This is a genomic window from Mesorhizobium sp. XAP4 (assembly GCF_029269325.1).
Lineage (GTDB): Bacteria > Pseudomonadota > Alphaproteobacteria > Rhizobiales > Rhizobiaceae > Mesorhizobium > Mesorhizobium ciceri.
Map to the genome: position 1 here is coordinate 1,339,865 of NZ_JARIXW010000001.1, position 24,122 is coordinate 1,363,986.

Sequence of the window (24,122 nt, forward strand, 5' to 3'; positions counted from 1 at the left end):
CACTCGCCAGAAAGCCCGGAAAACCGCCTTTTCCAGCCCTTGTCCGGGGCGATGGATCTTCCATAAGCATCTGTTCATACAACGGAATCGGTCATTCGCCACCCGGCTGGCGGCGTTGACAGATCACGCTACGGCATGCGTATTCGCAGGCCTTGGGGTTACGTCACGCAATGCTGTTCGGACGGGCGGGGTTTTCTTGAACGGCGGCATTGGCGTGGGCGCCGGACGAGCGGTCACTGTAGCCTGAGACAGTGCTCCGCTCGCTCCTGGCTCCGAAGTTGGCGACCGAGCCGCCTCCCTTGATCATTTACTGAACACCGCCGAGTTGTGATTGAAGCGACGCGCTCAAGCCGGCCGCTCCGATGGACCGTAGGTCCAAGAATCCGGGCATCCTATGATCGTCGAAGACGAAAGGCGGATACGGCTGTCCATGCGCGGCTGCCGTGCAGGCGAGGCATGCCGGTCGGCTGGCAATTCCTATGGAGCGCAGCAAAAAGCCCTTGAAAGAGGGACGTCTTTCAAGGGCTTGAGCATTATAGCTAATCTTGGACCGAGATTGAATCTCAGACGGAGTAGTACATGTCGTACTCGACCGGATGCGGGGTCATTTCGAAGCGCATCACTTCGGCCATCTTCAGCTCGATGTAGCTGTCGATCTGGTCGTCATCGAAGACGCCGCCGGCTTTCAGGAAGCCGCGGTCCTTGTCGAGGCTCTGCAGGGCTTCACGCAGCGAGCCGCAGACGGTCGGGATCTTCTTCAGCTCCTTCGGCGGCAGGTCGTAGAGATCCTTGTCCATCGGCTGGCCGGGATGGATCTTGTTCTTGATGCCGTCGAGGCCGGCCATCAGCAGCGCTGAGAAGGCGAGGTAGGGGTTCGCGCCCGGATCGGGGAAGCGGACCTCGACGCGCTTGGCCTTCGGCGACGAGCCGAACGGGATACGGCAGGACGCCGAGCGGTTGCGCGCCGAATAGGCGAGCAGAACCGGCGCTTCATAACCCGGCACCAGGCGCTTATAGGAATTGGTCAGCGGGTTGGTGAAGGCGTTGATCGCCTTGGCATGCTTGATGACGCCGCCGATGAAGAACAGGCAGCTTTCCGACAGACCGGCGTATTCATTGCCGGCGAAGGTCGGCTTGCCGTTCTTCCAGATCGACATGTGGACGTGCATGCCCGAGCCGTTGTCGCCGAAGATCGGCTTCGGCATGAAGGTGGCCGTCTTGCCATAGGCGTTGGCGACCTGGTGGACGACATACTTGTAGATCAGCATCTTGTCGGCGTTGCGCACCAGCGCGTCGAACTTGATGCCGAGTTCGTGCTGAGCCGCCGCCACCTCGTGGTGGTGCTTTTCAACGCGCACGCCCATTTCGGCGAGCACGGTCAGCATTTCCGAGCGCATGTCCTGTGCGCTGTCGATCGGCGGCACCGGGAAGTAGCCGCCCTTGATGCGCGGACGGTGGCCGAGATTGCCGGTCTCATAGTCGGTGTCGTCGTTCGACGGCAGCTCCGTGGAGTCGAGCTTGAATCCGGTGTTGTAGGGATCGGCCTTGTACTTCACGTCGTCGAACACGAAGAACTCGGCTTCCGGGCCGACAAAGATGGTGTCGCCGATGCCTTCGGCCTTCATGTAGGCCTCGGCCTTCTTGGCCGTACCGCGCGGATCGCGGTTGTAGGATTCACCCGAAACCGGATCGAGGATGTCGCACAGGATGACCATGGTCGACTGCGCGAAAAACGGGTCCATGTGGACCGTTTCCGGATCGGGCATCAGCACCATGTCGGACTCGTTGATGGCCTTCCAGCCGGCAATCGACGAGCCGTCGAACATCACGCCATCGGCGAACATGTCTTCCTCGACCTCGATGACATCCATCGTCACGTGCTGCAGCTTGCCCTTCGGGTCCGTGAAGCGCAGGTCGACGAATTTCACGTCGTTGTCCTTGATCTGCTTCATGATGTCTTTGGCTGTCGTCATGTCATGTATCCCTGTGTGATGACTTTTTTTGATGATGACGTTTTTCGGGAGGATGGCGCGGTCGGTCAGACCGCGTCCATGCCCGTTTCGCCGGTGCGTATACGCACGACTTCCTCGATATTGGAAACGAAGATCTTGCCGTCGCCGATACGACCGGTCTGGGCCGCCTTGCGGATGGCCTCGATCGCACCTTCGACCGCGTCGTCGCCAAGCACGACCTCGATCTTCACCTTGGGCAGGAAATCGACGACATATTCGGCGCCGCGGTAGAGTTCGGTGTGACCCTTCTGACGACCGAAGCCTTTTGCTTCGGTGACGGTGATGCCTTGCAGTCCGGCCTCCTGAAGCGCTTCCTTCACTTCGTCGAGCTTGAATGGCTTGATGATCGCTTCGATCTTTTTCATGTAAAAAGTGGCCTCCACTGCCAAAAAAACGGGTTGTGACCCCCCGCTTGCGCCTCCATCAAGCACGAACTGTGCCAATTCAGCGGATTCTAAGCGGTCTCATAAGATTTCAAAGCCGCGCCGCACCGGGATGCAAATTCGCGTCATTCGCTGCACCGGAAGCGGCATGGACTGCCAGAGCCTACACAGCGCCAGCACCTCCGTCCGCACAAAAATCAGGCATATTGCCTATCCCTCAGGCAACTTTCTGCCCGCGAGGCCTTCGTGCCAACGTTATGGCTGCAGATCTCGGCAACTCCCCCTTGTTTGCTTAGGATCGAAATCGGACAATGCTTGATCGCATGCGGATCGGCAATCCATGAGCAACGAACTTCTTTCCCCGGCCGAAATGAGCGAGGCCGATCGGCTGACGATTGCCGCCGGCCCAGCCGACGGCATCGGCCTGATGCGGCGCGCTGGTGGAGCGGTCGCGGCCGAGGTTCTCAAGCGCTACCCCTCGGCAAAGCACATCCATGTGCTGTGCGGGCCCGGCAACAATGGCGGCGATGGCTATGTCGTTGCCCGCATCCTGGCCGGCAGCGGCGTCGGCACATCGGTCTGGGCATCCGGCGCGCCGAGGCCGAAAAGCGATGCGGCGCTCGCCGCCGCGGAATGCCCGATCAAGCCCCGGCCGCTGTCTGACTTTGACGCCAAGCCTGGCTCGATCGTGATCGACGCGCTCTATGGGGCGGGGCTGTCGAAGCCGCTGTCCGGCGACGCCGCGAAAGCCATCGATACAGTGACAGCCCTGAGCCTGCCCGTGGTCGCGGTCGACCTGCCGTCCGGCGTCTCTGGAAGGAGCGGTGACATATTGGGCAGGGCGTTTCGTGCCGAGGTCACCATCACCTTCGCGCGGAAAAAGCCTGGCCACCTGCTGCTGCCGGGGCGCGGGCAATGCGGTGAGATCGTGCTCGCCGATATCGGCATCGGCGACGGCATCATCGCCCAGCTCGCCGTCTCGACCTTCGAGAATGTGCCGGACCTGTGGTTGCAGGAATTTCCCGTGCCGGCGGTGGATGCGCACAAATACAAGCGCGGCCATGTCGGCGTCTTTTCCGGCGGTCCCAGTGCTACCGGCGCGGCGCGGCTGTCGGCGCTGGCCGCCGCCAGAAGCGGGGCAGGGGCGGTCACCGTGCTGTCGCCTGGCAATGCCATGCAGGTGAACGCGATTCACCTGACCTCGATCATGCTGCGCGAGGCGGGCTCGCTCGAGGAGGTGCAGGAATTTCTAACGGTGCGCCATCCCGGGGCGCTGGTGTTCGGACCGGGGCTCGGGCCAAAGCCCAAGGTCGGCGATTTCGCCCTGCAACTGATCAAGGCTTTGGAGGAGGAAGCACGCACATCGGCGGCTGCAAGCTACGCCGGTGCGATGGTGCTCGATGCCGACGCCATCACGTCGCTGGCCCATCAGCCTCAGGCGCTGTTCGAAGCTGCCCGTCAGCCGAATGCGCCTGCCTTGATAGTTACGCCGCATGAGGGCGAATTCGGCCGCCTGTTCCCTGATATCGCCGGGGACAAAACCATGTCGAAATTGGACAAGGCGCGAACGGCCGCCGCGCGGGCCAACGCCGTCATCGTCTACAAGGGCGCCGACACGGTCATAGCAGCGCCCGATGGCAAAGCGGCGATCAACTCCAACGGTGCACCGTGGCTGGCCACAGCCGGGTCAGGCGACGTGCTGTCGGGCATCATTGCCGGTTTGCTGGCGCAAGGCATGCTGCCCTTCGAGGGCACCTGCGCGGCGGTGTGGTTGCATGCCGAAGCCGGCAGCCGGTTCGGACCCGGTCTGATCGCCGAGGACCTGCCGTTGGCACTGGTGCCGGTGTTGCGCGACCTCTTCGACGCGCGCACGGCTGCCCAATGAGCCGCGCGCTCGTTCTGTTGCTTGCCACCCTCATCGCTGTCTTCATGGCGCCGACGGCGCGCGCCGAAGGTCCTGTGACGATCGTCGACGATCCGGCGGTGCTCGCCGCACTCGATGCCACGGGTTTCGGTTTCGCCGATGTTTTGGGGGTCGACGGCGAGGGCGGTCTGAAGACGCTTTACGACGAGGCGCCGGCCTTTCACGCCATCGTCGAAACGGTTGCCTCCGATGTTGCAGCACTTCGTGCCGATATGAAAGCCGGCGGCCGGACGCTCTACGAAGTCACCGACGGCAATGTCGGCCGCATCATGGACATGCGCTGGCTGAAGACCGACGCCGCGCGCTTCCGGCTGGTCGGCGTCATCAACCGGCTCGATCGTCGCGACTTCGCGGTGCTGCAAGGCGACAGGAGCTGCGGCGAGGTGCGCTTCATCTACCGCCTGGCCTACAGCTTTCGCAAAAACGGCAAGCTGCTGGCGTCGCGCCTGCCATTCAATTTCAATGCCGTCTACAGCGCCGCCCCCGACGCCGATGGCGGCTGCGTAGGTGTTGCCGGGCGCTGGACGCCACAGCTTGACGAGAGCGTCGATGCCGGCTGGCTGACCGGCGGGCCGCTGGAGAGAGCTGGGCTCACCTTCAAGCAGCTGGAGCTCAACGCGCAGGTGGTACGCTTCCCGTCCGGTCAGGAAACCGAGTTCGGCGGGCAGGCCGCCTATCTCATGCGGGTATTCGGCATCGATGGCGCTGCTATCAGCGAGAAGCCGCTGGAGAACACGCCCGACACCGCACGGCTCTCGCAGGACACGGCGCTGAAAGCACGGCTCGCCGCCTATGTCGGCGCCAATTTGCCGGCGGTCGATGAAGGTGTCTATGAAATCCCCGACGAGTTCCTGGCCAGAAAGATCATCTCATGGTCGACCTTCGGCAGCGCGCGGCAGGCCAATCATCCGTTTACGGAATTGTTCCAGCCCAAGGAATTCGCATCGCTCGATTATTCCACGCTAAAACTGGTGCGCACGCCGGAAGCGTTGGTCGAGCGGCTGGACAATGGCGCCTGCCAGGGTTGCCATCAGGCCGGTTCCACTGCCGGCTTCCATTTCATCGGCCTTGACGACAAGACGACATCGCCGCTCAACCGCATCGAGGTCGGCATCTCGCCGCATCTTCATGCCGAGATCCCGCGCCGCCAGGCCTGGCTGCGCGCTACAGCTGAGGGCAGGGAGCCAAACCGCTTCCGTCCGCTCTCCTTTGCGCCGCCGGCAGCCTGGACGGACGCCGCGGTCGACTACGCGCCGGCCGAGATGGCCATGCCGTGCCTGATGCCGGAAGATGCGGACCGCTTCGGTGCGACCTGGAAATGCGGCGGCGGCACCGTCTGCACGCCGCTGGCCACCGCTTCGGGCGTGCACACGAAACTGGCGCAATGCCTGCTGCCCAAGGACAGCGAAAAACTGTTTTCCGGCCATCCCTGCCTGACCGGCTCGATCGCCAGCAATGCGGCGCAGCCTTTCAACGACCGCTACAGCAAATCGGGCCAGTTCGCGGCCTTCGCCTCGGACATTTCCCGTACCGCCTACACCTGCCGACCGCCGAAGATCGGCGTGCCGGGCGGCATCGCCTATCGCGGCTGCGACGACAAGGACCGTGCCTTCGCGGCCTTCAAAGCTGGCAAGCCGATGCCGAATGAGATCTGCGGGCTGGTCGGCGGCAAGAAATTCGACATCTGCGTGGCCACCAACAATTTCGACCAATGCCTTGGCGGCGCCGTCAATCGCGGCAACCGGCCGGCCTGTTCGGCCGATCATTTCTGCCGCGAGGACTATATGTGCCAATCGCTGCCGCCGGACACGCCGGGCATCGGCAAGGTCAGAGGCATCGGCTTCTGCTCGCCGACCTATTTCATCTTCCAGATGCGCATCGACAATCACGCGACACCGTGGGGCAGCCCTGTCCGCGCCACCATGGGAGCGGGGTTCGGGGCGGCGGAAGAGGAGTGAGTTGCCGGCGCCTCACAGCGGGATGTTGTCGTGCTTCTTCCAGGGGTTCTGCATGTCTTTGTTGCGCAGCATGCGCAGCGCCCGGGCGATGCGGCGGCGGGTCGAATGCGGCATGATCACCTCATCGACATAGCCGCGCTCGGCAGCGACGAAGGGTGACAGGAAGCGATCCTCGTAAGCCTTTGTATGAGCTGCGATCTTTTCGGCGTCACCGATGTCCTTGCGGTAGATGATCTCGACCGCGCCTCTGGCGCCCATCACCGCGATCTGCGCCGTTGGCCAGGCATAATTCATGTCGCCGCGCAGATGTTTTGAGGCCATCACGTCATAGGCGCCGCCATAGGCTTTGCGGGTGATGACGGTGATCTTCGGCACAGTGGCCTCGGCATAAGCGAACAGGAGTTTCGCACCATGCTTGATCAGCCCGCCATATTCCTGCGCCGTGCCCGGCAGGAAGCCGGGGACATCGACGAAGGTGACGATCGGGATCGAAAAACAGTCGCAGAAGCGCACGAAGCGCGCTGCCTTGCGGCTGGCATCGGAATCGAGCACGCCGGCCAGCACCATCGGCTGATTGGCGACGAAGCCGACCGTGCGGCCCTCGACGCGTCCGAAACCGGTGACGATGTTCTTGGCAAAACTCTGCTGGATCTCGAAGAAGTCGCCTTCGTCGGCGACCTTCAGGATCAGCTCCTTGATGTCGTAGGGCTTGTTGGCGTTATCGGGAATCAGCCGGTCGAGCGACAAATCATGGTCGGTGACCGACTGGTAGCATTCGATCTCGGGAAGCTCCGATGTGTTGGAAGCCGGCAGCAGGTCGACCAGCCGGCGCATCTGCAGCAGCGCCTCGACGTCATTGTCATAGGCGCCGTCGGCGATCGAGGATTTCGTCGTGTGGACGGAAGCGCCGCCGAGACTCTCGGCGGTCACCGTCTCGTTGGTCACGGTCTTCACCACATCCGGCCCGGTGACGAACATGTAGGAGGTGTCGCGCACCATGAAGATGAAATCGGTCATGGCAGGCGAATAGACGTCGCCGCCGGCGCACGGTCCCATGATCACGGAAATCTGCGGGATGACGCCTGAGGCCAGCACGTTGCGTTGAAAGATCTCGGCGTAGCCGCCGAGTGCCGCGACGCCTTCCTGGATGCGCGCGCCGCCGGCATCGTAGAGGCCGATGATCGGCGCCCGGTTGCGCAGCGCCATCTCCTGTACCTTGATGACCTTCTCGGCATGCGCTTCCGACAGCGAGCCGCCGAACACGGTGAAATCCTTGGCGAAGAGATAGACCGGGCGGCCGTTGACCGTGCCCCAGCCGGTGACGACGCCGTCGCCGGCGATCTTGGTCTTCTCCATGCCGAAGTCGGTCGAGCGGTGTTCGACATACATGTCGAATTCCTCGAAAGAGCCCTCGTCGAGAAAGACTTCGATGCGTTCGCGCGCGGTGAGCTTGCCCTTCTTGTGCTGGGCATCGATGCGGGCCTGGCCACCACCCATGCGGGCGATCTCGCGGCGGCGCTCGAGTTCCTTCAGCACGTCCTTCATCGATTACCTCCCAAGCCAGCGGCATTTCGTGGTAATCGTGCCGGCAAGCGAGCGCAAGCGCCGCTTGCTCCGTGGATTTTGCTGCGCTGCAGCATGACGCCCCTTGCATTTGGTGGCGAACTGGGCCATATGCGGCGGCATAGGCGCTTGGGCCGGGACTTATCCGGCCTTCTCGACGAATGAGACTGGTTGCGTCTGTTTTCCCTCTTTCCGGTATATCGGCCCTTTTTCCGGTAAATCACAAAGCGGCGAAAAAGCCCCGTGGCATGATGCCTGCGGGCACGACAGCGCAGCCGAGTGGACGAACCCGTCCGCCCGCCTTGTCGTTTCATGAAAATTTGTTCGACGGCAGGTTGCGCCCTGCCGCCATCGATGTTTGCGGCCAGAAGCCGCGTGAAAGAAGATTATTTTGACCAACGAAAACACTTTGCCCGGTAGCAACACTGCGGAACTCACCGGTTTCGCGGCACTGGGTATTACGGGCGCGCTGCTCAAGGCCACCCACAACGCCGGCTTCACCGAGCCGAAGCCTATCCAGGCGCAGGCGATCCCGCCGCAGATGGAAGGCCGTGACATTTTCGGCATCGCCCAGACCGGCTCCGGCAAGACCGCGGCCTTCGCTCTGCCGATCCTGTCGAAGATCATCGCACTCGGCACCAAGCGCCGGCCGAAGACGGCGCGTGCGCTTATCCTGGCGCCGACGCGCGAACTCGCCGTGCAGATCGAGGACACGATCAAGATCCTCGCCAAGGGCGCGCATGTCTCGACCGCGCTCGTGCTTGGCGGCGTCTCGCGCTTCAGCCAGGTGAAGAAGGTTGCGCCCGGCGTCGATATCCTGATCGCAACGCCCGGCCGGTTGACCGACTTGGTGCGTGAGGGCGACCTCATGCTTGCCGACACCAAATGGCTGGTGCTCGACGAGGGCGACCGCATGCTCGACATGGGCTTCATCAACGACGTCAAGCGCATCGCCAAGGCGACCGCGCCCGATCGTCAGACGGTGCTGTTCTCGGCGACCATGCCCAATGAAATCGCCGAACTGGCCAAGGGCCTGCTGAAGAACCCGATCCGCGTCGAAGTCGCGCCGCAAAGCACGGCAGCGGCCGAGATCGTGCAAGGCGTCGTCTTTGCCCGCACCAAGCAGAAGCGCCAGGTGCTGTCGACGATGCTCGCCGATGAGGCGATGAAGTCCGTCATCATCTTCTCGCGCACCAAGCATGGTGCCGACAGGGTGACCAAGGACCTCGAGCGCGATGGCTTCAAGGCCGCCGTCATTCACGGCAACAAGTCGCAGAACGCCCGCCAGAAAGCGCTGAACGATTTCCGCGACGGCTCGGTGCGCATTCTGGTGGCGACCGACATCGCGGCGCGCGGCATCGACGTACCCGGCATCAGCCATGTCGTGAATTTCGATCTGCCGGATGAAGCCGAGAGCTACGTCCACCGCATCGGCCGTACCGGCCGCAACGGCATGGACGGCATCGCGATCACGCTTTGCGATCCTTCCGAGAACAGCAAGCTGCGCCAGGTCGAGCGCATCATCCGCACCAAGCTGCCGATCGTTGCCGACCATCTCGGCAGCCCCGATCCGCTGCGCAATCCGGCAGAAAAGAACGAGCGCTTCGAGCCGGCCAATGACCGCAACGACCGCAATGGCCGTCGCGACGGCAGGCGGCCCGGTGGCGAGAACAAGGGCAACGGCTTTGGCAAGAAGCGCTTCGGCGACAAGCCGGCCTTCGCCGGCGAGCGCAAGCCGGACGGCGCCAAGCCGGCCTTCAAGGGCAACAACAAGCGCCGCTTCGGCGGTAAGCGTCCGGCTGCGCGGGCCGCGTAAGCCAGACCGCGCTGCAGTCAGTCAAGCTTCGGCTGGCTGATTGCCGAGACGAAACAAGAAAAGGGCGGCCGAAGCGATGCTTCGGTCGCCCCTTTTCGTCGGCCTACTTCACCACCGCTTCGATCCAGACGGCGATCCTTTGCGCCAGAAACGCCGTGGTCGACGGCGACAGCGCGTCGCCGGCAATGACGTGATTGTCCGGGTCGCCAGTGTCGTCGACCGGAACCAATTCATGCGGCGCGCCCCAGCGCCCGGCAATCTCGCGGCTGCGGTCGGCCCGCACCACTTTGTCCGAATCAGAAAAGATGAACAAAGCAGGGACGGTCGCCTGCTCCACCGGCGCGCCATAGGCAAGCTCGGTCAGCGCCTGCATCGGCAAGGTTGCTTCGATCGGATAGCGGGTGGTCCAGAATTTTTCATTCAGCGCGTTGCGCGGCACGAAGCTATGTTCCTTGCCGGCGACCAGCCTGGCGATTTGTTTGCCCCACGGCATGGTCAGGATCTCGGCGCCCGAAGCCTTGACGCCGAAGTTCGGGGAGATGAACGCAATCGCCGCCACCCCGTCCGACGCACCGGGCTGCGTTGCCGCCCAGACCGCCAGCGAGCCGCCGGTCGAAGTCGAGATGACGATCACCTTGTCGCCGATCGCCCGGCCGATGGCGAGCGCCTCCTCATAGTCGTTGATCCAGTCATTGATGCTGCCTTGCGTCATCGCCGCGCCATCCTGCCCATGACCGGTAAGGCGTGTGTAGAAGAGATTGGCGTCAAGCTGTTCCGCCACTTCGTCAGGCAGCGGGCGGACCTCGCCCTTCGATGCGGAAAAGCCGTGGATGTAGACGATCGATAGCGGGGTCCTGGCATGCACCAACGGATCGGCCCAGACGATCTCCTTCTCCAGCCCGTCTCGGATTCCGGGGATGGCGGCTTCCGCCTTTGCCACATAGGCCTGCGGATCGTCGCCGATGAGCGAGGGATCGAAACGGATCGTGGTGTCGACGCGAACGCGCGGGCCGAACACGAAGGCCAGTGCGAGAACGGCAATAAGGCCCAGCACAGCAAGCACGATCCGTCGCCCCATCGCAGACTCCACGCGGCACTTGTCTCAACCATGGCGACGGCGGCCCGAAAACGGGTAGCCTGCCAATTTCGCAGGCGTCCTATTCGATCGGCGGCTTGCGGTCGTAATGCAGAGGCCGCGCCTTCCAACTGGTCATCAGGCTGATAAACCCTCTGCACAGCGGCCTCGGCAGCAGGGCGAGCAGTTTCAGCGGCCAGCTTGTCCGGCGCGGGAAATGGACTTCGAAGCCGCCCGACTTGATGCCCCGCGCCATGCGGCGCGATGCGCGGCTGACCGGCATCAGTCCCGGCATCGGCAGCATGTTCTTCTCGGTCAGCGGGGTGTCGATGAAGCCAGGATTGAACACCTGGATACGCACGTTCATCTTGTCGAAATCATACTTCAGCGACTCGGCCAGGATATTGATGGCCGCCTTGGTGCCACCATAGGCGGCCGTTGTCGGCCAGCCGAAATAGGATGTCACGGAGCCGACCAGCACGACATGGCCGCGCGCCCGCACACGCATGCGTTCGACCGCCGGCACGAGACCGTTGATGATGCCGAAATAATTGACCTCGAAGGACCGGCGAAAGTCGTTGACGACAAGATTCTCCCCCGGCGTCGAAATGTAATTCCCTGCATTGAAGATGGCGAGCACGATGGGACCGAGCTCCTTCTCGATGGCAGCGACGGTCCTTGCCATGCGCGGCTCGTCGGTGACGTCGCAGGGAAAGGCCGTGACGCTGCCCGGCATCTGCGCGGTCTCGACGACAAGCGTGTCGATCGGATCGTCGTCGAGCGCCGTCACCGCGACGGCATAGCCTTGGGAAGCAAGATCCCTGGCCAAGGCACGGCCGATGCCGCTCGATCCGCCCGTGATCCAGGCGACGCCGTGCTTCGGGTTGGCCCGGTAGAGTGTCATGCTGCGCCCTGTCGACTTGTTGGTGCTTTGCTCTAGCGATGAAGAAATCGAATGAAAAGCTGCTTTTCAACGTCAGCCGGAAAATGAGCTGTGGTGCAAGAGGTCGGTTTCGGGAAGCGCTGACGCAACTACAGTACCGCAAATGCGACTGGACCAGACAAATTCTTGCCTTGAAACTGCAGCTTCGGGTTTCTAGGGTTTCGGCGCACCTACACAAGGAATCCTGAATGCCCCGTTCTGTGATCGACGCAATCGGCAACACGCCTTTGATCCGCCTCAACAAAGCTTCGGAACAAACCGGTTGCGAGATCCTGGGCAAGGCCGAATTCATGAATCCGGGCCAGTCGGTCAAGGATCGCGCCGGCCTGTTCATCATCCGCGACGCCGAGCAGCGTGGGCTGCTGAGGCCCGGCGGCGTCGTCGTCGAGGGAACGGCGGGCAATACCGGCATCGGGCTGACGCTGGTCGCCAAGGCGCTCGGCTATCGCACCGTCATCGTCATTCCCGACACACAGAGCCAGGAGAAGAAGGACACGATCAAGCTGCTCGGTGCCGAACTGATCGAAGTGCCTGCCGTGCCCTACAAGAACCCCAACAATTATGTGAAACTGTCGGGGCGGCTGGCCGAGCAACTGGCGCGGACCGAGCCGAACGGCGCCATCTGGGCCAACCAGTTCGACAATGTTGCCAACCGTGACGGCCATATCCGCACCACAGCGGAGGAAATCTGGAGCCAGACCGGGGGCAAGGTCGATGGCTTTGTCTCGGCGGTCGGTTCCGGCGGCACGCTGGCCGGCGTCGCCTTTGGGCTGAAGGCGAAAAGCAAGGATGTGAAGATCGCGCTGGCCGACCCTCTGGGGGCCGCGCTCTACTCCTTCTACACCAGCGGCGAGCTGAAGTCCGAAGGCAGCTCGATCACCGAAGGCATCGGGCAGGGGCGCATCACCGCCAATCTCGAAGGGTTCACGCCGGACTTTTCCTTCCAGATCCCCGATGAGGATGCGCTGCCGATCGTCTTCGACCTGATCCAGGAAGAGGGGCTTTGCGTCGGTGGCTCGACCGGCATCAACATTGCCGGCGCGATCCGCCTGGCCAGGGAATTGGGTCCCGGCCACACCATCGTGACCATTCTTTGTGACTACGGCACGCGCTATCAGTCAAAACTGTTCAACCCGGAATTCCTGCGCGAGAAGCAACTGCCGGTGCCAGGCTGGATGGAGCTGAAGAGCACAATTTCGGTGCCGTTCGAAAAGGTCGCGTGATGGCAAACAGGACGGATGCCCTGTTTCGCGACGACGCCTATCTGCGGACGGCGGATGCGACAGTCGTTGCCGTCAACGACCGCGGCGGCATCATCCTCGACCGGACGATCTTCTACGCCACTTCGGGCGGCCAACCGGGCGATACCGGTTATCTCGAACGCGCGGACGGCAGCCGCATCGCCATTGCCGCTACCCTCACCGGCGAGACCAAGGACGAGATCATCCATGTGCCGGCGCCTGAGCAAGCGGTGCCACAGGTCGGCGAGACGGTGAGGCTGGCCATCGACTGGGAACGCCGGCATCTCCTGATGCGGATGCATGCGGCTTGCCATTTGCTCACCGTCGTCTGTCCGTTTCCAATCACCGGTGCCGCCGTTTCCGAGGACGACAGCCGTGTCGACTTCGACGCTCCGGATGCCGGCTTCACCAAGGAGGACATCACCGCCGGGCTGATGGAGCTGGTGCGGGCCGATCATCCGATCTTTGTCAGGCTGATCAGTGACGAGGAACTGGCCGCCAATCCCGGCCTGGTGAAATCCAAGAACGTTCGGCCGCCGGCCGGCACCGGCAAGATCCGCCTGGTCTGTATCGGTGACAACGCCTCGGTGGACAGCCAGCCCTGCGGCGGCACCCATGTGAAGAGCACTGGCGAAGTCGGCGAAATCCACATCGGCAAGATCGAGAAGAAGGGCCGTGAAAACCGGCGCTTCCGCATCCGCTTTGGGCCGATGCCGGCAAACTGAACAGACAGTGATCGCCAAAAGGCGAGCAGGAGCACAAAATGGCCGAGGACAGCCCCTTCACCGTCGACGCAGACTGGCTGCAGCAACGTCTCGGCCAGCCGGGCCTGACGATCATCGACGCATCCTGGTATCTCCCGGCGCAGAAGCGCGATGCGCGCGGCGAGTACGATTCGGCCCACATCCCGGGCGCACGATTTCTGGATCAGGATGCCGTTTCGGATCCGGATTCGCCCTTGCCGCATACGCTGCCGTCACCGCAGCATTTTGCCCAGTATGTCGGCGCCATGGGCGTTTCGGCCGATGACACCATCGTCGTCTACGATGGTCCGGGCTTCTTCTCGGCGCCCCGGGCGTGGTGGATGTTCAGGGTCATGGGCGTCTTCCAGACCTATATTCTGGATGGCGGCTTCGATGGCTGGAAAGCCGCCGGCAGACCGGTGACGGCTGAGCCGACGAAGATCGCGCCAAACGTGTTTCATGCCGATTTCGACTCCGGGCGCGTCGCCAGCCTCGCCGACATGCGCCGGATCGTCGACACCAGGGCAAGCCAGATCGCCGACGCCCGGGGACCGGGCCGCTTCACCGGCACTGAACCTGAGCCGCGCGCGGGTATCCGCTCCGGCCATATGCCTGGCGCGCGCAATCTGCCCTATTCGGCGCTGTCGGAAAATGGCGAGCTGCTGTCGAAGGACCGCCTGCGCAAGGCGATCGAGGAGGCCGGCATCGATCTGTCGAAACCTGTCGTCACCTCATGCGGCTCCGGTATTACCGCAGCGGTGGTGACGCTGGCGCTGGAAACGCTTGGCCATGCCAACAACAGGCTTTACGACGGCTCATGGACGGAGTGGGGCGGGCTTTCCGACACGCCTGTCGTGACCGGCCCCGTTGTGATCGGCAAGGAATGAAGACGATGGAAAACGGCGCGCTGGAAGATATTGACGTCACGGTGACGTTTCTCGAGATGCATGTGCCGCCGGCCTATTCGCCGCCGGTGCCCTACAACCGTCAGATCGCGCTGCTGAAGACCAAGGACATTCCGCTGCATTTCTACCGCTATCTGATGGACCGGGTGGGGCGCAAATGGCACTGGGTCAATGTGCTGAGGCTGGATGACGACGAGCTTGCCGCCGGCATTCATCGCGAGGATCGCGACATCAGGGTCCTTTATCTCGACGGCGCACCCGCCGGCTTCTTCGATCTCAAGCCGCATCTGCCGGAAGAAGTCGAGCTCGCCTATTTCGGCATGATGGAACATGCGACGGGACAAGGCATCGGCCGCTGGTTCCTGGGTTCCGCGATCGCAGCCGCCTGGTCGCATGGTCCGAAGCGCGTGACGGTGCAGACCTGCACGCTCGATCATCCGGCGGCTCTGCCGCTTTACCAGAAGCTCGGCTTTGCACCGGTGGCGCAAAAGAAGGAAATCGTGCATCCGCTGCCTTTCGCCGAGCGCGCGGCCAGCGTCATGCGGCTCTAGCTGGAAGCTGACACCAGCCCGACTCTGAACCTGTCGTTCATCGGCCCTTCAGGCTGCTTTTGGCATGTTGCCCGCACCATCAATGCGGCCAAGGCCGAAGGAGACGAAGACATGCTGACCCGCCGTACACTTGCCGCCGCGCTGATCGCGGCGATTGCCATGCCAAGCCTGGCCGCAGCCCAGGCGACAACGCCTTCGGCCGCGACGATCGAGCGGAAGCTCGAGGCGGCACCGCGTGTCAAATTGCGGCCGAACGAGCGCGTCACCATCCGGGAATTCAAGCGGCGCCCGGATTTGCGCCGCATGGCCCGCTCGATCGATATCCAGTCGATCAACTTCGCCTTCGGTTCGGCGGCTATTGCCAACTCGCAATACGACAAGATCGAGACTATTGCCGACGCGCTGCGGCGAATCCTGCGCCGCGATCCCGGCGCCCGCGTGCTGATCGAGGGCCATACCGACGCCGTCGGCTCCTTCCAGTCGAACCAGGCCCTGTCCGAACAACGCGCCGCTTCGCTCAAGCGCACATTGGTGCGCGAATTTAGGGTGCCCGGCCATGCACTGGAAACCGTTGGTTACGGTGAGGAGTTTTTGCTGGTGCAGACGCAGAACGAAAACTGGCAGAATCGCCGGGTGACGCTGCGCCGCTTCGACGATTTCATCCGTTGAGTCGCAGCTCCGAATTTTAATTAGCCGGCGCCTTTGACAGGAACCTGATGAGAGCCGATCGCCGAGGGCGATCGGCTTTTCGACATTTGGCAGGAATCGGGTGGGCGGCGAGGGTTCAAGGACATAATTTCCAATCACGACACCGGAGATTTTTCCATGACCATCCAGTTCAAAGCTTTGCCGACCGAAGCTGTCAGGACGCTGCAGCGTGGTGGCGTCGATGCCTATGGCCAAACGCCCGAGCGAAAGGTCTCAGATGGTGACGGCATGCCTTGCCGGCATTGTTTGAAGAACATAGGAGCCGGCGATGCCTATCTTGTTCTGGCATACAGGCCATTCCCGGAGCTTCAGCCTTATGCCGAAACCGGGCCGATCTTCCTGCATGCCGAGGCATGCGACCGCGCTGCCGAGAGCGAGGCGCTGCCCGAGATTCTCGACAGCCCCGACTACATCGTGCGCGGCTATGGCAGGGATGACCGTATCGTCTATGGCAGCGGCGGCGTGGTCCCGACCGGAGACATCACCAGGCGGGCCAAGACCTTGTTGGAACGCGACGAGATCGCCTACGTCCATGTCCGCTCGGCGCGCAACAATTGCTACCAGTGCCGCATCGAGCGCGCTTGAGGCTGAGATTAGCCGCTGGAAACAGCTGTCGTACTCCCGTCGCATAGTCGCGATAGAAAGCCATTGTCGATCGATTTGCCGACCGCGGATGAACCGGCGGCAAATCTCGACATCGAGGAAGCGGGGCTTTGGCTCCGCTTTTTTGTTGCCTGCGTTTGGAGCAGACGTATTCCACGCAAGAAAAAAGCCCGCCGGCATGGCCGACGGGCTGCAACTGTTTGGCTGGAGGGCCTTTTAGTTGAACTTGTACTTCGCGCCGAGGCGCACGGTGTGGAAAGAGGAAGTCGAGGTAAGGGTGTCGTCAGGTGCGCCGAATTCCGAAGAAAAGTCCTTCTTGGCGAACTGCGAATAGCGATATTCGAGGCCAACGGTGACGTTGCTGGACAGAGCCGTTTCCAGTCCGCCACCGACCGAGAAGCCGCTGGAGCCCCAGTCGAGGATGTCGCCGATCGGGTCGGAAGCGTTCAGGTCGAAATGCTGCCAGCTATAGCCGGCAAGCGCATAGGCAAGGGTCGATTCGTTCATCTTCATGCCAACGCGGCCCAACACATCGAACCCATAGTCGGTATCGACGTTGATCGATCCGCCGCCGAGATCCAGCTTGGAAGTCATGCCGGAGTAGCGTGCATCGACCATGACGCCTGCGACCCAGCTGCCGAAGTCATGATCGTAGCCGACGTTCAGTTCACCAAAGGCACCTTCGCCACCGAGACCATTGAATTCCAGGTCGCCGAGCGGCGGAACGTTGATCTGGTGCACGGACGCACCGGCACCACCAGCGCCGCCGATATAGAAGCCGGTCCAGTTGTAGGCTGGCGTCTCGAAGGCAGCACCGCCGCCGTTCTGGGCACCGAAACGGTAATTGGCTGCGATCTGGAAAGTATGGCGCGAAGTGTCAAGATTGAGGAGACCGTCCGGAACCCCGACGATGCCAGCCTCGGAAAGAAGATCGTCCTTGGTCCCGAAGCCCGTATAGCGATACTCAGTCTTGATCGTCCAATTGCTGTTGATGGCCGTTTCGATGCCACCTCCGACAAAATACCCGCTCTGATCCCAATCAAAGTCGAAGCCAGCGTTCGTATCGAGCTTGTACTTCTGCCAGGAATAGCCACCCAGCACGTATCCCAGAGTGTTTGGCGTCAAGAGGTAGCCGAGACGCAGGCCAGCGTCGAAACCGTAGGTTTCCTTGATCGAAGCGTCGAATCCCGTAATGTCCAGCGTGGTCCCGATGTTGCCGACGTGAGCGTCCAGCAGACCTCCGATGAGGAACCGCGGCGCGACCATATAGTCATAGCCAACCGTCAGCTCACCGTAGACGCCTTCGCCACCAATGCCGTTCAGCGAGACTGGAATAAAATCGCTGCTGAGCTTGTGTACGTTGGCACCGGCGCCGACGCCAAAACCAACGTATAGACCGCTCCAGTTAACGCCGGCAGCTTCTTCTACCGGCTGCACGACGTCTGCTGCATGAGCAGCAGATATCAAAGCCACAGCAGAAACAGCACCAAGAAGAAAAGATTTCGCGGATGTGCGAATGAACATATGCCCGTACCCCATGAGTAAACCCAGAATGTCTCTAGCAGGGAACCGGCCGGCACGGGAATGACAAATATGCAACAATGATGAGCAAAGTGCCGTTGCGTCACATCTTTAGGTGCCATGCTTTGCCTGAAAAACAGGCTCGCAAGAAAAAACCCGCCGGCATGGAACCGGCGGGCTGGATTGAAAGGAGCTGTTTTCGCGAAAATCAGGCGGCGAGTACCGCTTTCGGCTCGACCAGTTCGTAGCCGAGCGCCTCGGCGACTGCGCGGTTGGTGATCTTGCCCTTGTGGACATTGAGGCCGTTGCGCAGGTGATGATCGTCGACCAGCGCCTTGAGGCCCTTGTCGGCGAGCTGCAGGCCGTAGTGAAGCGTCGCGTTGTTGAGCGCGTGGGCCGACGTGACGGGCACGGCACCCGGCATGTTGGCGACGCAATAGTGGATGACGCCGTCGACCTCATAGGTCGGCTCGGCATGGGTGGTGGCGTGCGAGGTCTCGAAGCAGCCGCCCTGGTCGATGGCGACATCGACCAGCACCGAGCCTTTCTTCATGCCCGACAGCATTTCGCGCGAAACCAGTTTTGGCGCCGCGGCACCCGGGATCAGCACTGCGCCGACGACGATGTCGGCTGAAAAACACTCTTCTTCCAGCGCCTCGACAGTCGAGTAACGAGTGTGGACGCGGCCGGCGAAGAGATCGTCGAGCTGGCGCAGGCGCGGGATCGAGCGGTCGATGATGGTGACGTCGGCGCCAAGGCCCGCCGCCATCCTGGCCGCGTGCAGGCCGACGACGCCACCGCCGAGAACGGTGACCTTGCCGGGCAGCACGCCGGGCACGCCGCCCAGCAGCACGCCGCGGCCGCCATTGGCCTTCTGCAGCGCCGTGGCGCCGGCCTGGATCGACAGGCGTCCGGCAACTTCCGACATCGGCGCCAGCAGCGGCAGGCCGCCACGGTCGTCGGTCACGGTCTCGTAGGCGATTGCCGTTACGCCGGACGCAAGCAGGCCCTTGGTCTGCTCCGGATCCGGAGCAAGGTGGAGGTAGGTATACAGGATCTGGCCTTCGCGAAGCTGCGCCCATTCGCTGGGCTGCGGCTCCTTGACCTTGACGATCATGTCCGACCTGGCGAACACCTCGGCGGCCGTCTTGGCAATCGTGGCGCCGGCGGCGCGATAGGCGTTGTCATCGGCGCCGATGCCGGCACCGGCCCCGGTCTCGACCAGCACTTCGTGGCCATGGGCGACATATTCGCGGACCGAGCCGGGGGTGAGGCCGACGCGGTATTCGTGGTTCTTGATTTCCTTGGGGCAGCCGACGCGCATTTTCTTCTCCTGATCCGGCCCTTCTGGGCTCGTTCCCTGTATGGCTGGAGTGAACCACGAATCGTTGCGCAGGTGTTTGCGAATGCGCTTGCGCCCACCGACCGGTTTCGATAATCGTTGCGCGAAACAGCAAGATGTTCGCAGGATTCACGAATAATGCCGCTCGACAGGATTGATATCGCCATTCTCGAGGCTTTGCAGAAGGATGGCAGGATACCCAATGCGGCGCTGGCCGAGAAGGTCGGCCTGTCGCAGTCGGCCTGTTCGCGCCGGCTCGACAATCTGGAGAAATCCGGAACCATTCGCGGCTACCACGCCCGGCTTTCCAATGCGGCACTTGGCCACCAGATGACGGCGATCGTGCACATATCGCTGTCGGGGCAGTTCGAGAAGACGCTGTCGGATTTCGAGGCGGCGATCAAGCGCTGCCCGAACGTGCTGTCCTGTCACCTGATGTCGGGCGAATACGACTACATCCTGCGGATCGCGGCGAAGGATCTCGTCGACTATGAGCGCATCCACAAGGAATGGCTGTCGGCGATGCCGCATGTGACCAAGATCAATTCGTCCTTTGCGCTACGCGAAATCGTCGACAGGACCGCCATGGGCATGAAGCCGGAAATGGCCTAGGCCTCCGTTACCACCCGATCCATCGGAATGTCGTGCGGCTGCGGGTAGATGGTCGCGATGCGCTGCAGCTCGTAGCCGACGCCGATGACCAGTGGCTTGAATGGCATCGCTGCCAGCGTACGGTCGAAGAAACCGCCGCCATAACCCAGGCGGTAGTTCAGGGGATCGATGCCGACGATCGGCGAGATGACGATGTCCGGCAGCACCGGATCGCCCTCGGCCGGGATCGGGATGTTCCAGACACCTTTCTCCAGCCGGTCGCCTGCTTTGTAGGCGCGGAAGATCAGCGGCTGCCCCTTCTCGATGACGATGGGCAGGGCGGTGCGGCCGCCGCGTTCGTTTATGGACGCCATCCAAGGCCGCAAATCCGGCTCGCCGCGAAACGGCCAGTAGAGACTGACCATGCGGCCGGCGATCTCGCCGATTACCGCGTCGAGGCCATCGGCGATGCGTTGCGACATTACCGTTCGCGCGTCGGCCGAAACAGCAAGACGCGCGGCGATCAGGCGTTCGCGCTCAGCCTTGCGCCAGCGTCTCACATCGGTCCAGTCGCTCGAAGGCGCACGGAATTCCGTATCGAGTTCGTGCATGAAACAGGGCGGCGAAGAATACTGCGCCGGAGCATCGTCGTCACGATCGTTGGCCATGCCTCACCTCATCGCGTGTTCGATGACGCTATACCTCGCGATACGATACAACATGTGCATTCACGACATGCAACGACGAGTCTCGGGCACTGGCCATCTGTTGTTGCATTGCACAAAAATACCTACATGCAGGACAGGCAATCTTGCTATCAAGGTGAACGGAATGAACGAAGCCAGGCATCATGTCGTCGTTGTCGGCGCGGGTTTCGGCGGCCTTGAGTTCACCCGTGCGCTTGCCGGCGCTCCCGTGCGCATCACCATGATCGACAAGCGCAACCATCACCTCTTCCAGCCGTTGCTCTACCAGGTGGCGACGACGGCGCTGGCCACCTCCGAGGTTGCCTGGCCGATCCGCCACCTCCTGCGCAAGCGCAAGGATGTGACGACGCTGCTCGCCAATGTCACCGGTGTCGACCGCGCCGGCAAGCGCGTGCTGCTCGACGACGGCAGCGCGGTCGCCTACGACACGCTGCTGCTCGCCACCGGTGCCCGCCACGCCTATTTCGGCCATGACGAATGGGAGCCGTTCGCGCCTGGCCTGAAGACGCTGGAGGACGCCACCACCATTCGGCGGCGAATTCTCCTGGCCTTCGAACAGGCCGAGCGGGAGGCTGATCCCGCCAAGCGCCAGGCGCTGCTGACAATTGCGATCGTCGGTGGCGGGCCGACCGGCGTCGAGCTTGCCGGCACCATCGTCGAGCTGGCGCATGACACGCTGCGCGGCGAGTTCCGCAACATCGACACGCGGCAGACGCGCGTGGTGCTGATCGAGGCCGGCGACCGCATTCTGGCCAATTTCGCACCGAAACTTTCCGACTACGCCAACAAAGCGCTCGAGCGGCTCGGCGTGACGGTCGAGCTCGGGCGGGCCGTCACGCGCTGCGACGCCGAAGGTGTCGTGTTTGGCGATAAGCAACTGGCCGCCCGAACGATCCTGTGGGCAGCCGGCGTTGCCGCTTCGCCAGCCGCTGAATGGCTGGGAGCGAAGGCGGACCGCGCGGGCAGGGTGCTGGTCGAGCCCGATCTAAGTGTGCCTGGCAGCCCGGAGATCTTCGTCATCGGCGACGCCGCTCATGTGCTGCGGCCAGACGGGCGGCCGGTTCCCGGCGTGGCGCCTTCCGCCAAGCAGGAGGGCCGACATGTTGCGGCTACCATCAAGGCCAGGCTCGGCGGCGACACGACCGCGCGTCCTTTCCACTACAGGCATGCCGGCGATCTGGCGACGATCGGCAAACGCGCCGCCGCCATCGATTTCGGCTGGATCAAGCTCACCGGCTGGCTCGCCTGGTGGCTGTGGGGAGTGGCCCACATCTATTTCCTGATCGGCTTTCGCAACCGGCTTGCTGTTTCGCTGAGCTGGCTATGGATCTACGCGACGGGGCAACGCAGCGCGCGGCTGATCACCCAGGGCGACGACGACAAGGGCTGATTTCTTCACCGGCACCGTTCATCCGCACGTCATCTGTTGCTGGTCGACTGACCTTCCGATGCACGCAACTTCTTGAATGGACTTGAGCCGATTTCGGCGCGAAGTTCGCTTCGGGGCAGGGCGTGTCACGTTGTCGATGAGGAGAAAACATGTCGCAACTGCTCCATCCCGTCTCCCGCCGCGATTTCCTCGCTGGCACCGCAGCTACAGGGGCGCTGATCGTGCTTCATCCCTTCTCCGCTCGCGCACAGGCCAACCAGGCGCATCTCCGGATCATGGAGACCACCGACATCCATGTGAACGTGCTGCCTTACGATTATTACGCCGACAAAGCGAACGACACGCTGGGCTTGTCGCGCACGGCCTCCCTGATCGACGCCGTGCGCAAGGAAGCCGTGAATTCGATGCTGATCGACAATGGCGACCTGCTGCAGGGCAACCCGATGGGCGACTACATCGCCTATGAAAAAGGTCTGAAGGACGGCGACCTGCATCCGATCATGAAGGGTATGAACCTGCTCGGCTACGAGTGCTCGACGCTGGGCAACCACGAGTTCAACTATGGCCTGTCGTTCCTGGACAAGGTGCTGGCCGGCGCCAATTTTCCCTTCGTCTGCGCCAATCTGATCCGCGGCACCGAGCTTGCCGCGAACCCGCGCGACGACAAGCTCTATCTCAAGCCCTATGTCATCCTCGACAAGAAGATCAAGGACGGTTCGGGCGCCGAGCAGCCGATCAGGATCGGCATCATCGGCTTCGTGCCGCCGCAGATCATGGTCTGGGATCTCAAGAACCTCGAAGGCAACGTCAAGACGCGCGACATCGTCGAGGCGGCCAAGGCCTGGGTGCCGCAGATGAAGGAGGCGGGCGCCGACATAGTCATTGCGCTGTCGCATTCCGGCATCGACGTGAAGCACGGCGACATGATGGAGAACGCCTCGTTCTTCGTCGCCGGCGTCGCCGGCATCGACGCGGTGTTCACCGGGCACCAGCATCTGGTGTTCCCCGGCAAGAAGGATTTCCAGTCGCTCGATGGTGTCGACACGCAAAAAGGCACGCTGCAGGGCAAACCCGCCGTCATGGGCGGTTTCTGGGGCTCGCATATGGGGCTGATCGACCTGATGCTGGAGCGTGACGGGTCGAAATGGAAGGTCGTTTCCGCCACTTCCGAGGCGCGGCCGATCTTCGAACGCGTCGACAACAAGAATAAACCGACTGTCCCGGACGACAAGCGCATCATCGCGGCCCTTGAGCAGGACCACCAGGCAACACTGGCCTATGTGCGCCGCCCCGTTGGCAAGACCTCCGCGCCGCTCTATTCCTATTTCGCGCTGGTCGCCGACGATCCGTCGGTGCAGGTCGTCAGCCAGGCGCAGACCTGGTACCTCAGGGATATTCTGAAGAACACGCAATGGAAGGATGTGCCGCTGCTGTCGGCGGCCGCTCCGTTCAAGGCCGGCGGGCGCAACGGCGCCGACTACTATACCGACGTGCCCGCCGGCGATATCGCCATCAAGAACGTCGCCGACCTCTATCTCTATCCCAACACCGTGCGTGCGGTCGAAATCACCGGTGCGCAGGTCAAGGAATGGCTGGAAATGTCGGCCGGGATCTTCAACCGGATCGAGCCAGGGAAGGCCGACCAGGCCCTCATCAACACCGACTTCCCATCCTACAATTTCGACGTCATCGACGGCGTCACCTATAAAATAGACCTGTCGCAGCCGCCGAAATACGATGCCAAGGGCGGGCTGGCTAACGCCGGCGTCAATCGCATCGTCGACCTGAGTTTCGATGGAAAACCAATTGACCCCAAACAGAAATTCGTCGTCGCGACCAACAACTACCGGGCCGGTGGCGGCGGCAATTTCCCTGACATCAATGCCTCGAAGATCATCTATGAAGCGCCGGACACCAATCGCGACGTCATCGTCCGCTACATCGTCAGCGAGGGTACAATCAACCCGTCCGCGGACGACAACTGGTCGTTCGCGCCGCTGCCTGGAACCAGCGCCGTGTTCGAAACCGGCGCCAAGGCGAAGGATTTCATTGCGCAGCTGAAATCGCTGAAGATCGAGCCGGCAGGCGAGGGCGAGGCAGGTTTCGCGAAATACCGCATCCTGCTTTGAAGGTGGTTCGGGTCGGC

General features: G+C 62.4%; 20 protein-coding genes. 12 read left to right on the forward strand and 8 right to left on the reverse strand.

What is annotated here, in order from left to right:
• Positions 1-563 precede the first annotated feature (563 nt).
• Together glnA and P3C39_RS06775 are read right to left on the reverse strand one after the other, a co-directional pair.
• Positions 564-1,973: a type I glutamate--ammonia ligase gene (gene glnA / locus P3C39_RS06770; RefSeq protein WP_013531452.1), complete on the reverse strand. Its 1,410-nt coding sequence runs from the start codon at positions 1,971-1,973 to the stop codon at positions 564-566.
• A 65-nt stretch (positions 1,974-2,038) separates the two neighbouring features.
• Positions 2,039-2,377, reverse strand: coding sequence for a P-II family nitrogen regulator (locus tag P3C39_RS06775; protein WP_006205430.1), 339 nt, complete (start codon positions 2,375-2,377; stop codon positions 2,039-2,041).
• Positions 2,378-2,735: 358 nt separating this feature from the next.
• On the opposite strand from P3C39_RS06775, the gene P3C39_RS06780 reads away from it, so the two are divergent.
• Complete coding sequence (locus tag P3C39_RS06780) at positions 2,736-4,280, forward strand: NAD(P)H-hydrate dehydratase (protein WP_275952964.1); 1,545 nt, start codon at positions 2,736-2,738, stop codon at positions 4,278-4,280.
• Positions 4,277-6,277 (forward strand): hypothetical protein, encoded by a 2,001-nt coding sequence (locus P3C39_RS06785; protein WP_275952965.1) that lies wholly within the window; start codon positions 4,277-4,279, stop codon positions 6,275-6,277. The genes P3C39_RS06780 and P3C39_RS06785 overlap by 4 nt, the downstream gene beginning before the upstream one ends.
• A 12-nt stretch (positions 6,278-6,289) precedes the next feature.
• Here P3C39_RS06785 and P3C39_RS06790 read toward each other — a convergent pair whose 3' ends face one another.
• Complete coding sequence (locus P3C39_RS06790; protein WP_027028871.1) at positions 6,290-7,822, reverse strand: acyl-CoA carboxylase subunit beta; 1,533 nt, start codon at positions 7,820-7,822, stop codon at positions 6,290-6,292.
• Positions 7,823-8,231: 409 nt separating this feature from the next.
• On the opposite strand from P3C39_RS06790, the gene P3C39_RS06795 reads away from it, so the two are divergent.
• A complete protein-coding gene (locus tag P3C39_RS06795) occupies positions 8,232-9,656 on the forward strand; it encodes a DEAD/DEAH box helicase (RefSeq protein WP_024505079.1) in 1,425 nt (474 codons plus the stop codon).
• A 103-nt stretch (positions 9,657-9,759) separates the two neighbouring features.
• Here the strand turns inward: P3C39_RS06795 and P3C39_RS06800 are convergent, their stop codons facing one another.
• Both P3C39_RS06800 and P3C39_RS06805 read right to left on the reverse strand, forming a co-directional pair.
• The gene (locus tag P3C39_RS06800; protein ID WP_275952966.1) at positions 9,760-10,734 is read right to left on the reverse strand and encodes an alpha/beta fold hydrolase; all 975 of its coding nucleotides are present in this window, start codon (positions 10,732-10,734) and stop codon (positions 9,760-9,762) included.
• 79 nt (positions 10,735-10,813) lie between these two features.
• Positions 10,814-11,635, reverse strand: a complete 822-nt coding sequence (locus P3C39_RS06805; protein WP_024505081.1) for an SDR family oxidoreductase — start codon at positions 11,633-11,635, stop codon at positions 10,814-10,816.
• A gap of 227 nt (positions 11,636-11,862) precedes the next feature.
• Here P3C39_RS06805 and P3C39_RS06810 point away from each other — a divergent pair, with 227 nt between their 5' ends.
• The 6 genes from P3C39_RS06810 (at position 11,863) to P3C39_RS06835 (ending at position 16,407) form a co-directional block, all read left to right on the forward strand.
• Positions 11,863-12,897, forward strand: coding sequence for a cysteine synthase A (locus P3C39_RS06810; protein ID WP_064994176.1), 1,035 nt, complete (start codon positions 11,863-11,865; stop codon positions 12,895-12,897).
• Complete coding sequence (locus P3C39_RS06815; RefSeq protein WP_127366844.1) at positions 12,897-13,640, forward strand: alanyl-tRNA editing protein; 744 nt, start codon at positions 12,897-12,899, stop codon at positions 13,638-13,640. Before P3C39_RS06810 ends, P3C39_RS06815 begins: the two co-directional genes overlap by 1 nt.
• A gap of 38 nt (positions 13,641-13,678) precedes the next feature.
• Positions 13,679-14,545, forward strand: coding sequence for a 3-mercaptopyruvate sulfurtransferase (gene sseA, locus P3C39_RS06820; protein ID WP_275952967.1), 867 nt, complete (start codon positions 13,679-13,681; stop codon positions 14,543-14,545).
• A gap of 5 nt (positions 14,546-14,550) precedes the next feature.
• On the forward strand, positions 14,551-15,114 hold the full coding sequence (locus P3C39_RS06825; RefSeq protein ID WP_275952968.1) for a GNAT family N-acetyltransferase: 564 nt from the start codon (positions 14,551-14,553) through the stop codon (positions 15,112-15,114).
• 111 nt (positions 15,115-15,225) lie between these two features.
• Entirely contained in the window at positions 15,226-15,783 is a 558-nt protein-coding gene (locus P3C39_RS06830) for an OmpA family protein (RefSeq protein WP_013531463.1), read from the forward strand.
• A 156-nt stretch (positions 15,784-15,939) separates the two neighbouring features.
• On the forward strand, positions 15,940-16,407 hold the full coding sequence (locus P3C39_RS06835; RefSeq protein ID WP_275952969.1) for a DUF1203 domain-containing protein: 468 nt from the start codon (positions 15,940-15,942) through the stop codon (positions 16,405-16,407).
• A 234-nt stretch (positions 16,408-16,641) separates the two neighbouring features.
• Here P3C39_RS06835 and P3C39_RS06840 read toward each other — a convergent pair whose 3' ends face one another.
• Positions 16,642-17,949: an outer membrane beta-barrel protein gene (locus tag P3C39_RS06840; protein WP_275952970.1), complete on the reverse strand. Its 1,308-nt coding sequence runs from the start codon at positions 17,947-17,949 to the stop codon at positions 16,642-16,644.
• Between the two features lie 205 nt (positions 17,950-18,154).
• The gene (gene ald / locus P3C39_RS06845) at positions 18,155-19,270 is read right to left on the reverse strand and encodes an alanine dehydrogenase (protein ID WP_023812057.1); all 1,116 of its coding nucleotides are present in this window, start codon (positions 19,268-19,270) and stop codon (positions 18,155-18,157) included.
• Positions 19,271-19,426: 156 nt separating this feature from the next.
• Between ald and P3C39_RS06850 the strand changes: the two genes are divergently transcribed.
• Complete coding sequence (locus P3C39_RS06850) at positions 19,427-19,900, forward strand: Lrp/AsnC family transcriptional regulator (RefSeq protein ID WP_013531467.1); 474 nt, start codon at positions 19,427-19,429, stop codon at positions 19,898-19,900.
• Here P3C39_RS06850 and P3C39_RS06855 read toward each other — a convergent pair.
• Entirely contained in the window at positions 19,897-20,547 is a 651-nt protein-coding gene (locus P3C39_RS06855; RefSeq protein WP_084015898.1) for a 5-formyltetrahydrofolate cyclo-ligase, read from the reverse strand. The genes P3C39_RS06850 and P3C39_RS06855 overlap by 4 nt on opposite strands.
• Before the next feature lie 163 nt (positions 20,548-20,710).
• Here P3C39_RS06855 and P3C39_RS06860 point away from each other — a divergent pair, with 163 nt between their 5' ends.
• Both P3C39_RS06860 and P3C39_RS06865 read left to right on the forward strand, forming a co-directional pair.
• Positions 20,711-21,976, forward strand: coding sequence for an NAD(P)/FAD-dependent oxidoreductase (locus tag P3C39_RS06860; RefSeq protein WP_013531469.1), 1,266 nt, complete (start codon positions 20,711-20,713; stop codon positions 21,974-21,976).
• Positions 21,977-22,125: 149 nt separating this feature from the next.
• A complete protein-coding gene (locus tag P3C39_RS06865; protein WP_224620884.1) occupies positions 22,126-24,105 on the forward strand; it encodes a bifunctional 2',3'-cyclic-nucleotide 2'-phosphodiesterase/3'-nucleotidase in 1,980 nt (659 codons plus the stop codon).
• Positions 24,106-24,122: the final 17 nt, after the last annotated feature.

What these genes read in the sequence shown, in the direction of transcription:
- glnA (WP_013531452.1), bottom strand. Translation starts at nt 1,973, where the DNA reads ATGACGACAGCCAAAGACATCATGAAGCAGATCAAGGACAACGACGTG.
- P3C39_RS06775 (WP_006205430.1), bottom strand. Translation starts at nt 2,377, where the DNA reads ATGAAAAAGATCGAAGCGATCATCAAGCCATTCAAGCTCGACGAAGTG.
- P3C39_RS06780 (WP_275952964.1), top strand. Translation starts at nt 2,736, where the DNA reads ATGAGCAACGAACTTCTTTCCCCGGCCGAAATGAGCGAGGCCGATCGG.
- P3C39_RS06785 (WP_275952965.1), top strand. Translation starts at nt 4,277, where the DNA reads ATGAGCCGCGCGCTCGTTCTGTTGCTTGCCACCCTCATCGCTGTCTTC.
- P3C39_RS06790 (WP_027028871.1), bottom strand. Translation starts at nt 7,822, where the DNA reads ATGAAGGACGTGCTGAAGGAACTCGAGCGCCGCCGCGAGATCGCCCGC.
- P3C39_RS06800 (WP_275952966.1), bottom strand. Translation starts at nt 10,734, where the DNA reads ATGGGGCGACGGATCGTGCTTGCTGTGCTGGGCCTTATTGCCGTTCTC.
- P3C39_RS06805 (WP_024505081.1), bottom strand. Translation starts at nt 11,635, where the DNA reads ATGACACTCTACCGGGCCAACCCGAAGCACGGCGTCGCCTGGATCACG.
- P3C39_RS06810 (WP_064994176.1), top strand. Translation starts at nt 11,863, where the DNA reads ATGCCCCGTTCTGTGATCGACGCAATCGGCAACACGCCTTTGATCCGC.
- P3C39_RS06815 (WP_127366844.1), top strand. Translation starts at nt 12,897, where the DNA reads ATGGCAAACAGGACGGATGCCCTGTTTCGCGACGACGCCTATCTGCGG.
- sseA (WP_275952967.1), top strand. Translation starts at nt 13,679, where the DNA reads ATGGCCGAGGACAGCCCCTTCACCGTCGACGCAGACTGGCTGCAGCAA.
- P3C39_RS06825 (WP_275952968.1), top strand. Translation starts at nt 14,551, where the DNA reads ATGGAAAACGGCGCGCTGGAAGATATTGACGTCACGGTGACGTTTCTC.
- P3C39_RS06830 (WP_013531463.1), top strand. Translation starts at nt 15,226, where the DNA reads ATGCTGACCCGCCGTACACTTGCCGCCGCGCTGATCGCGGCGATTGCC.
- P3C39_RS06835 (WP_275952969.1), top strand. Translation starts at nt 15,940, where the DNA reads ATGACCATCCAGTTCAAAGCTTTGCCGACCGAAGCTGTCAGGACGCTG.
- P3C39_RS06840 (WP_275952970.1), bottom strand. Translation starts at nt 17,949, where the DNA reads ATGTTCATTCGCACATCCGCGAAATCTTTTCTTCTTGGTGCTGTTTCT.
- ald (WP_023812057.1), bottom strand. Translation starts at nt 19,270, where the DNA reads ATGCGCGTCGGCTGCCCCAAGGAAATCAAGAACCACGAATACCGCGTC.
- P3C39_RS06850 (WP_013531467.1), top strand. Translation starts at nt 19,427, where the DNA reads ATGCCGCTCGACAGGATTGATATCGCCATTCTCGAGGCTTTGCAGAAG.
- P3C39_RS06855 (WP_084015898.1), bottom strand. Translation starts at nt 20,547, where the DNA reads ATGGCCAACGATCGTGACGACGATGCTCCGGCGCAGTATTCTTCGCCG.
- P3C39_RS06860 (WP_013531469.1), top strand. Translation starts at nt 20,711, where the DNA reads ATGAACGAAGCCAGGCATCATGTCGTCGTTGTCGGCGCGGGTTTCGGC.
- P3C39_RS06865 (WP_224620884.1), top strand. Translation starts at nt 22,126, where the DNA reads ATGTCGCAACTGCTCCATCCCGTCTCCCGCCGCGATTTCCTCGCTGGC.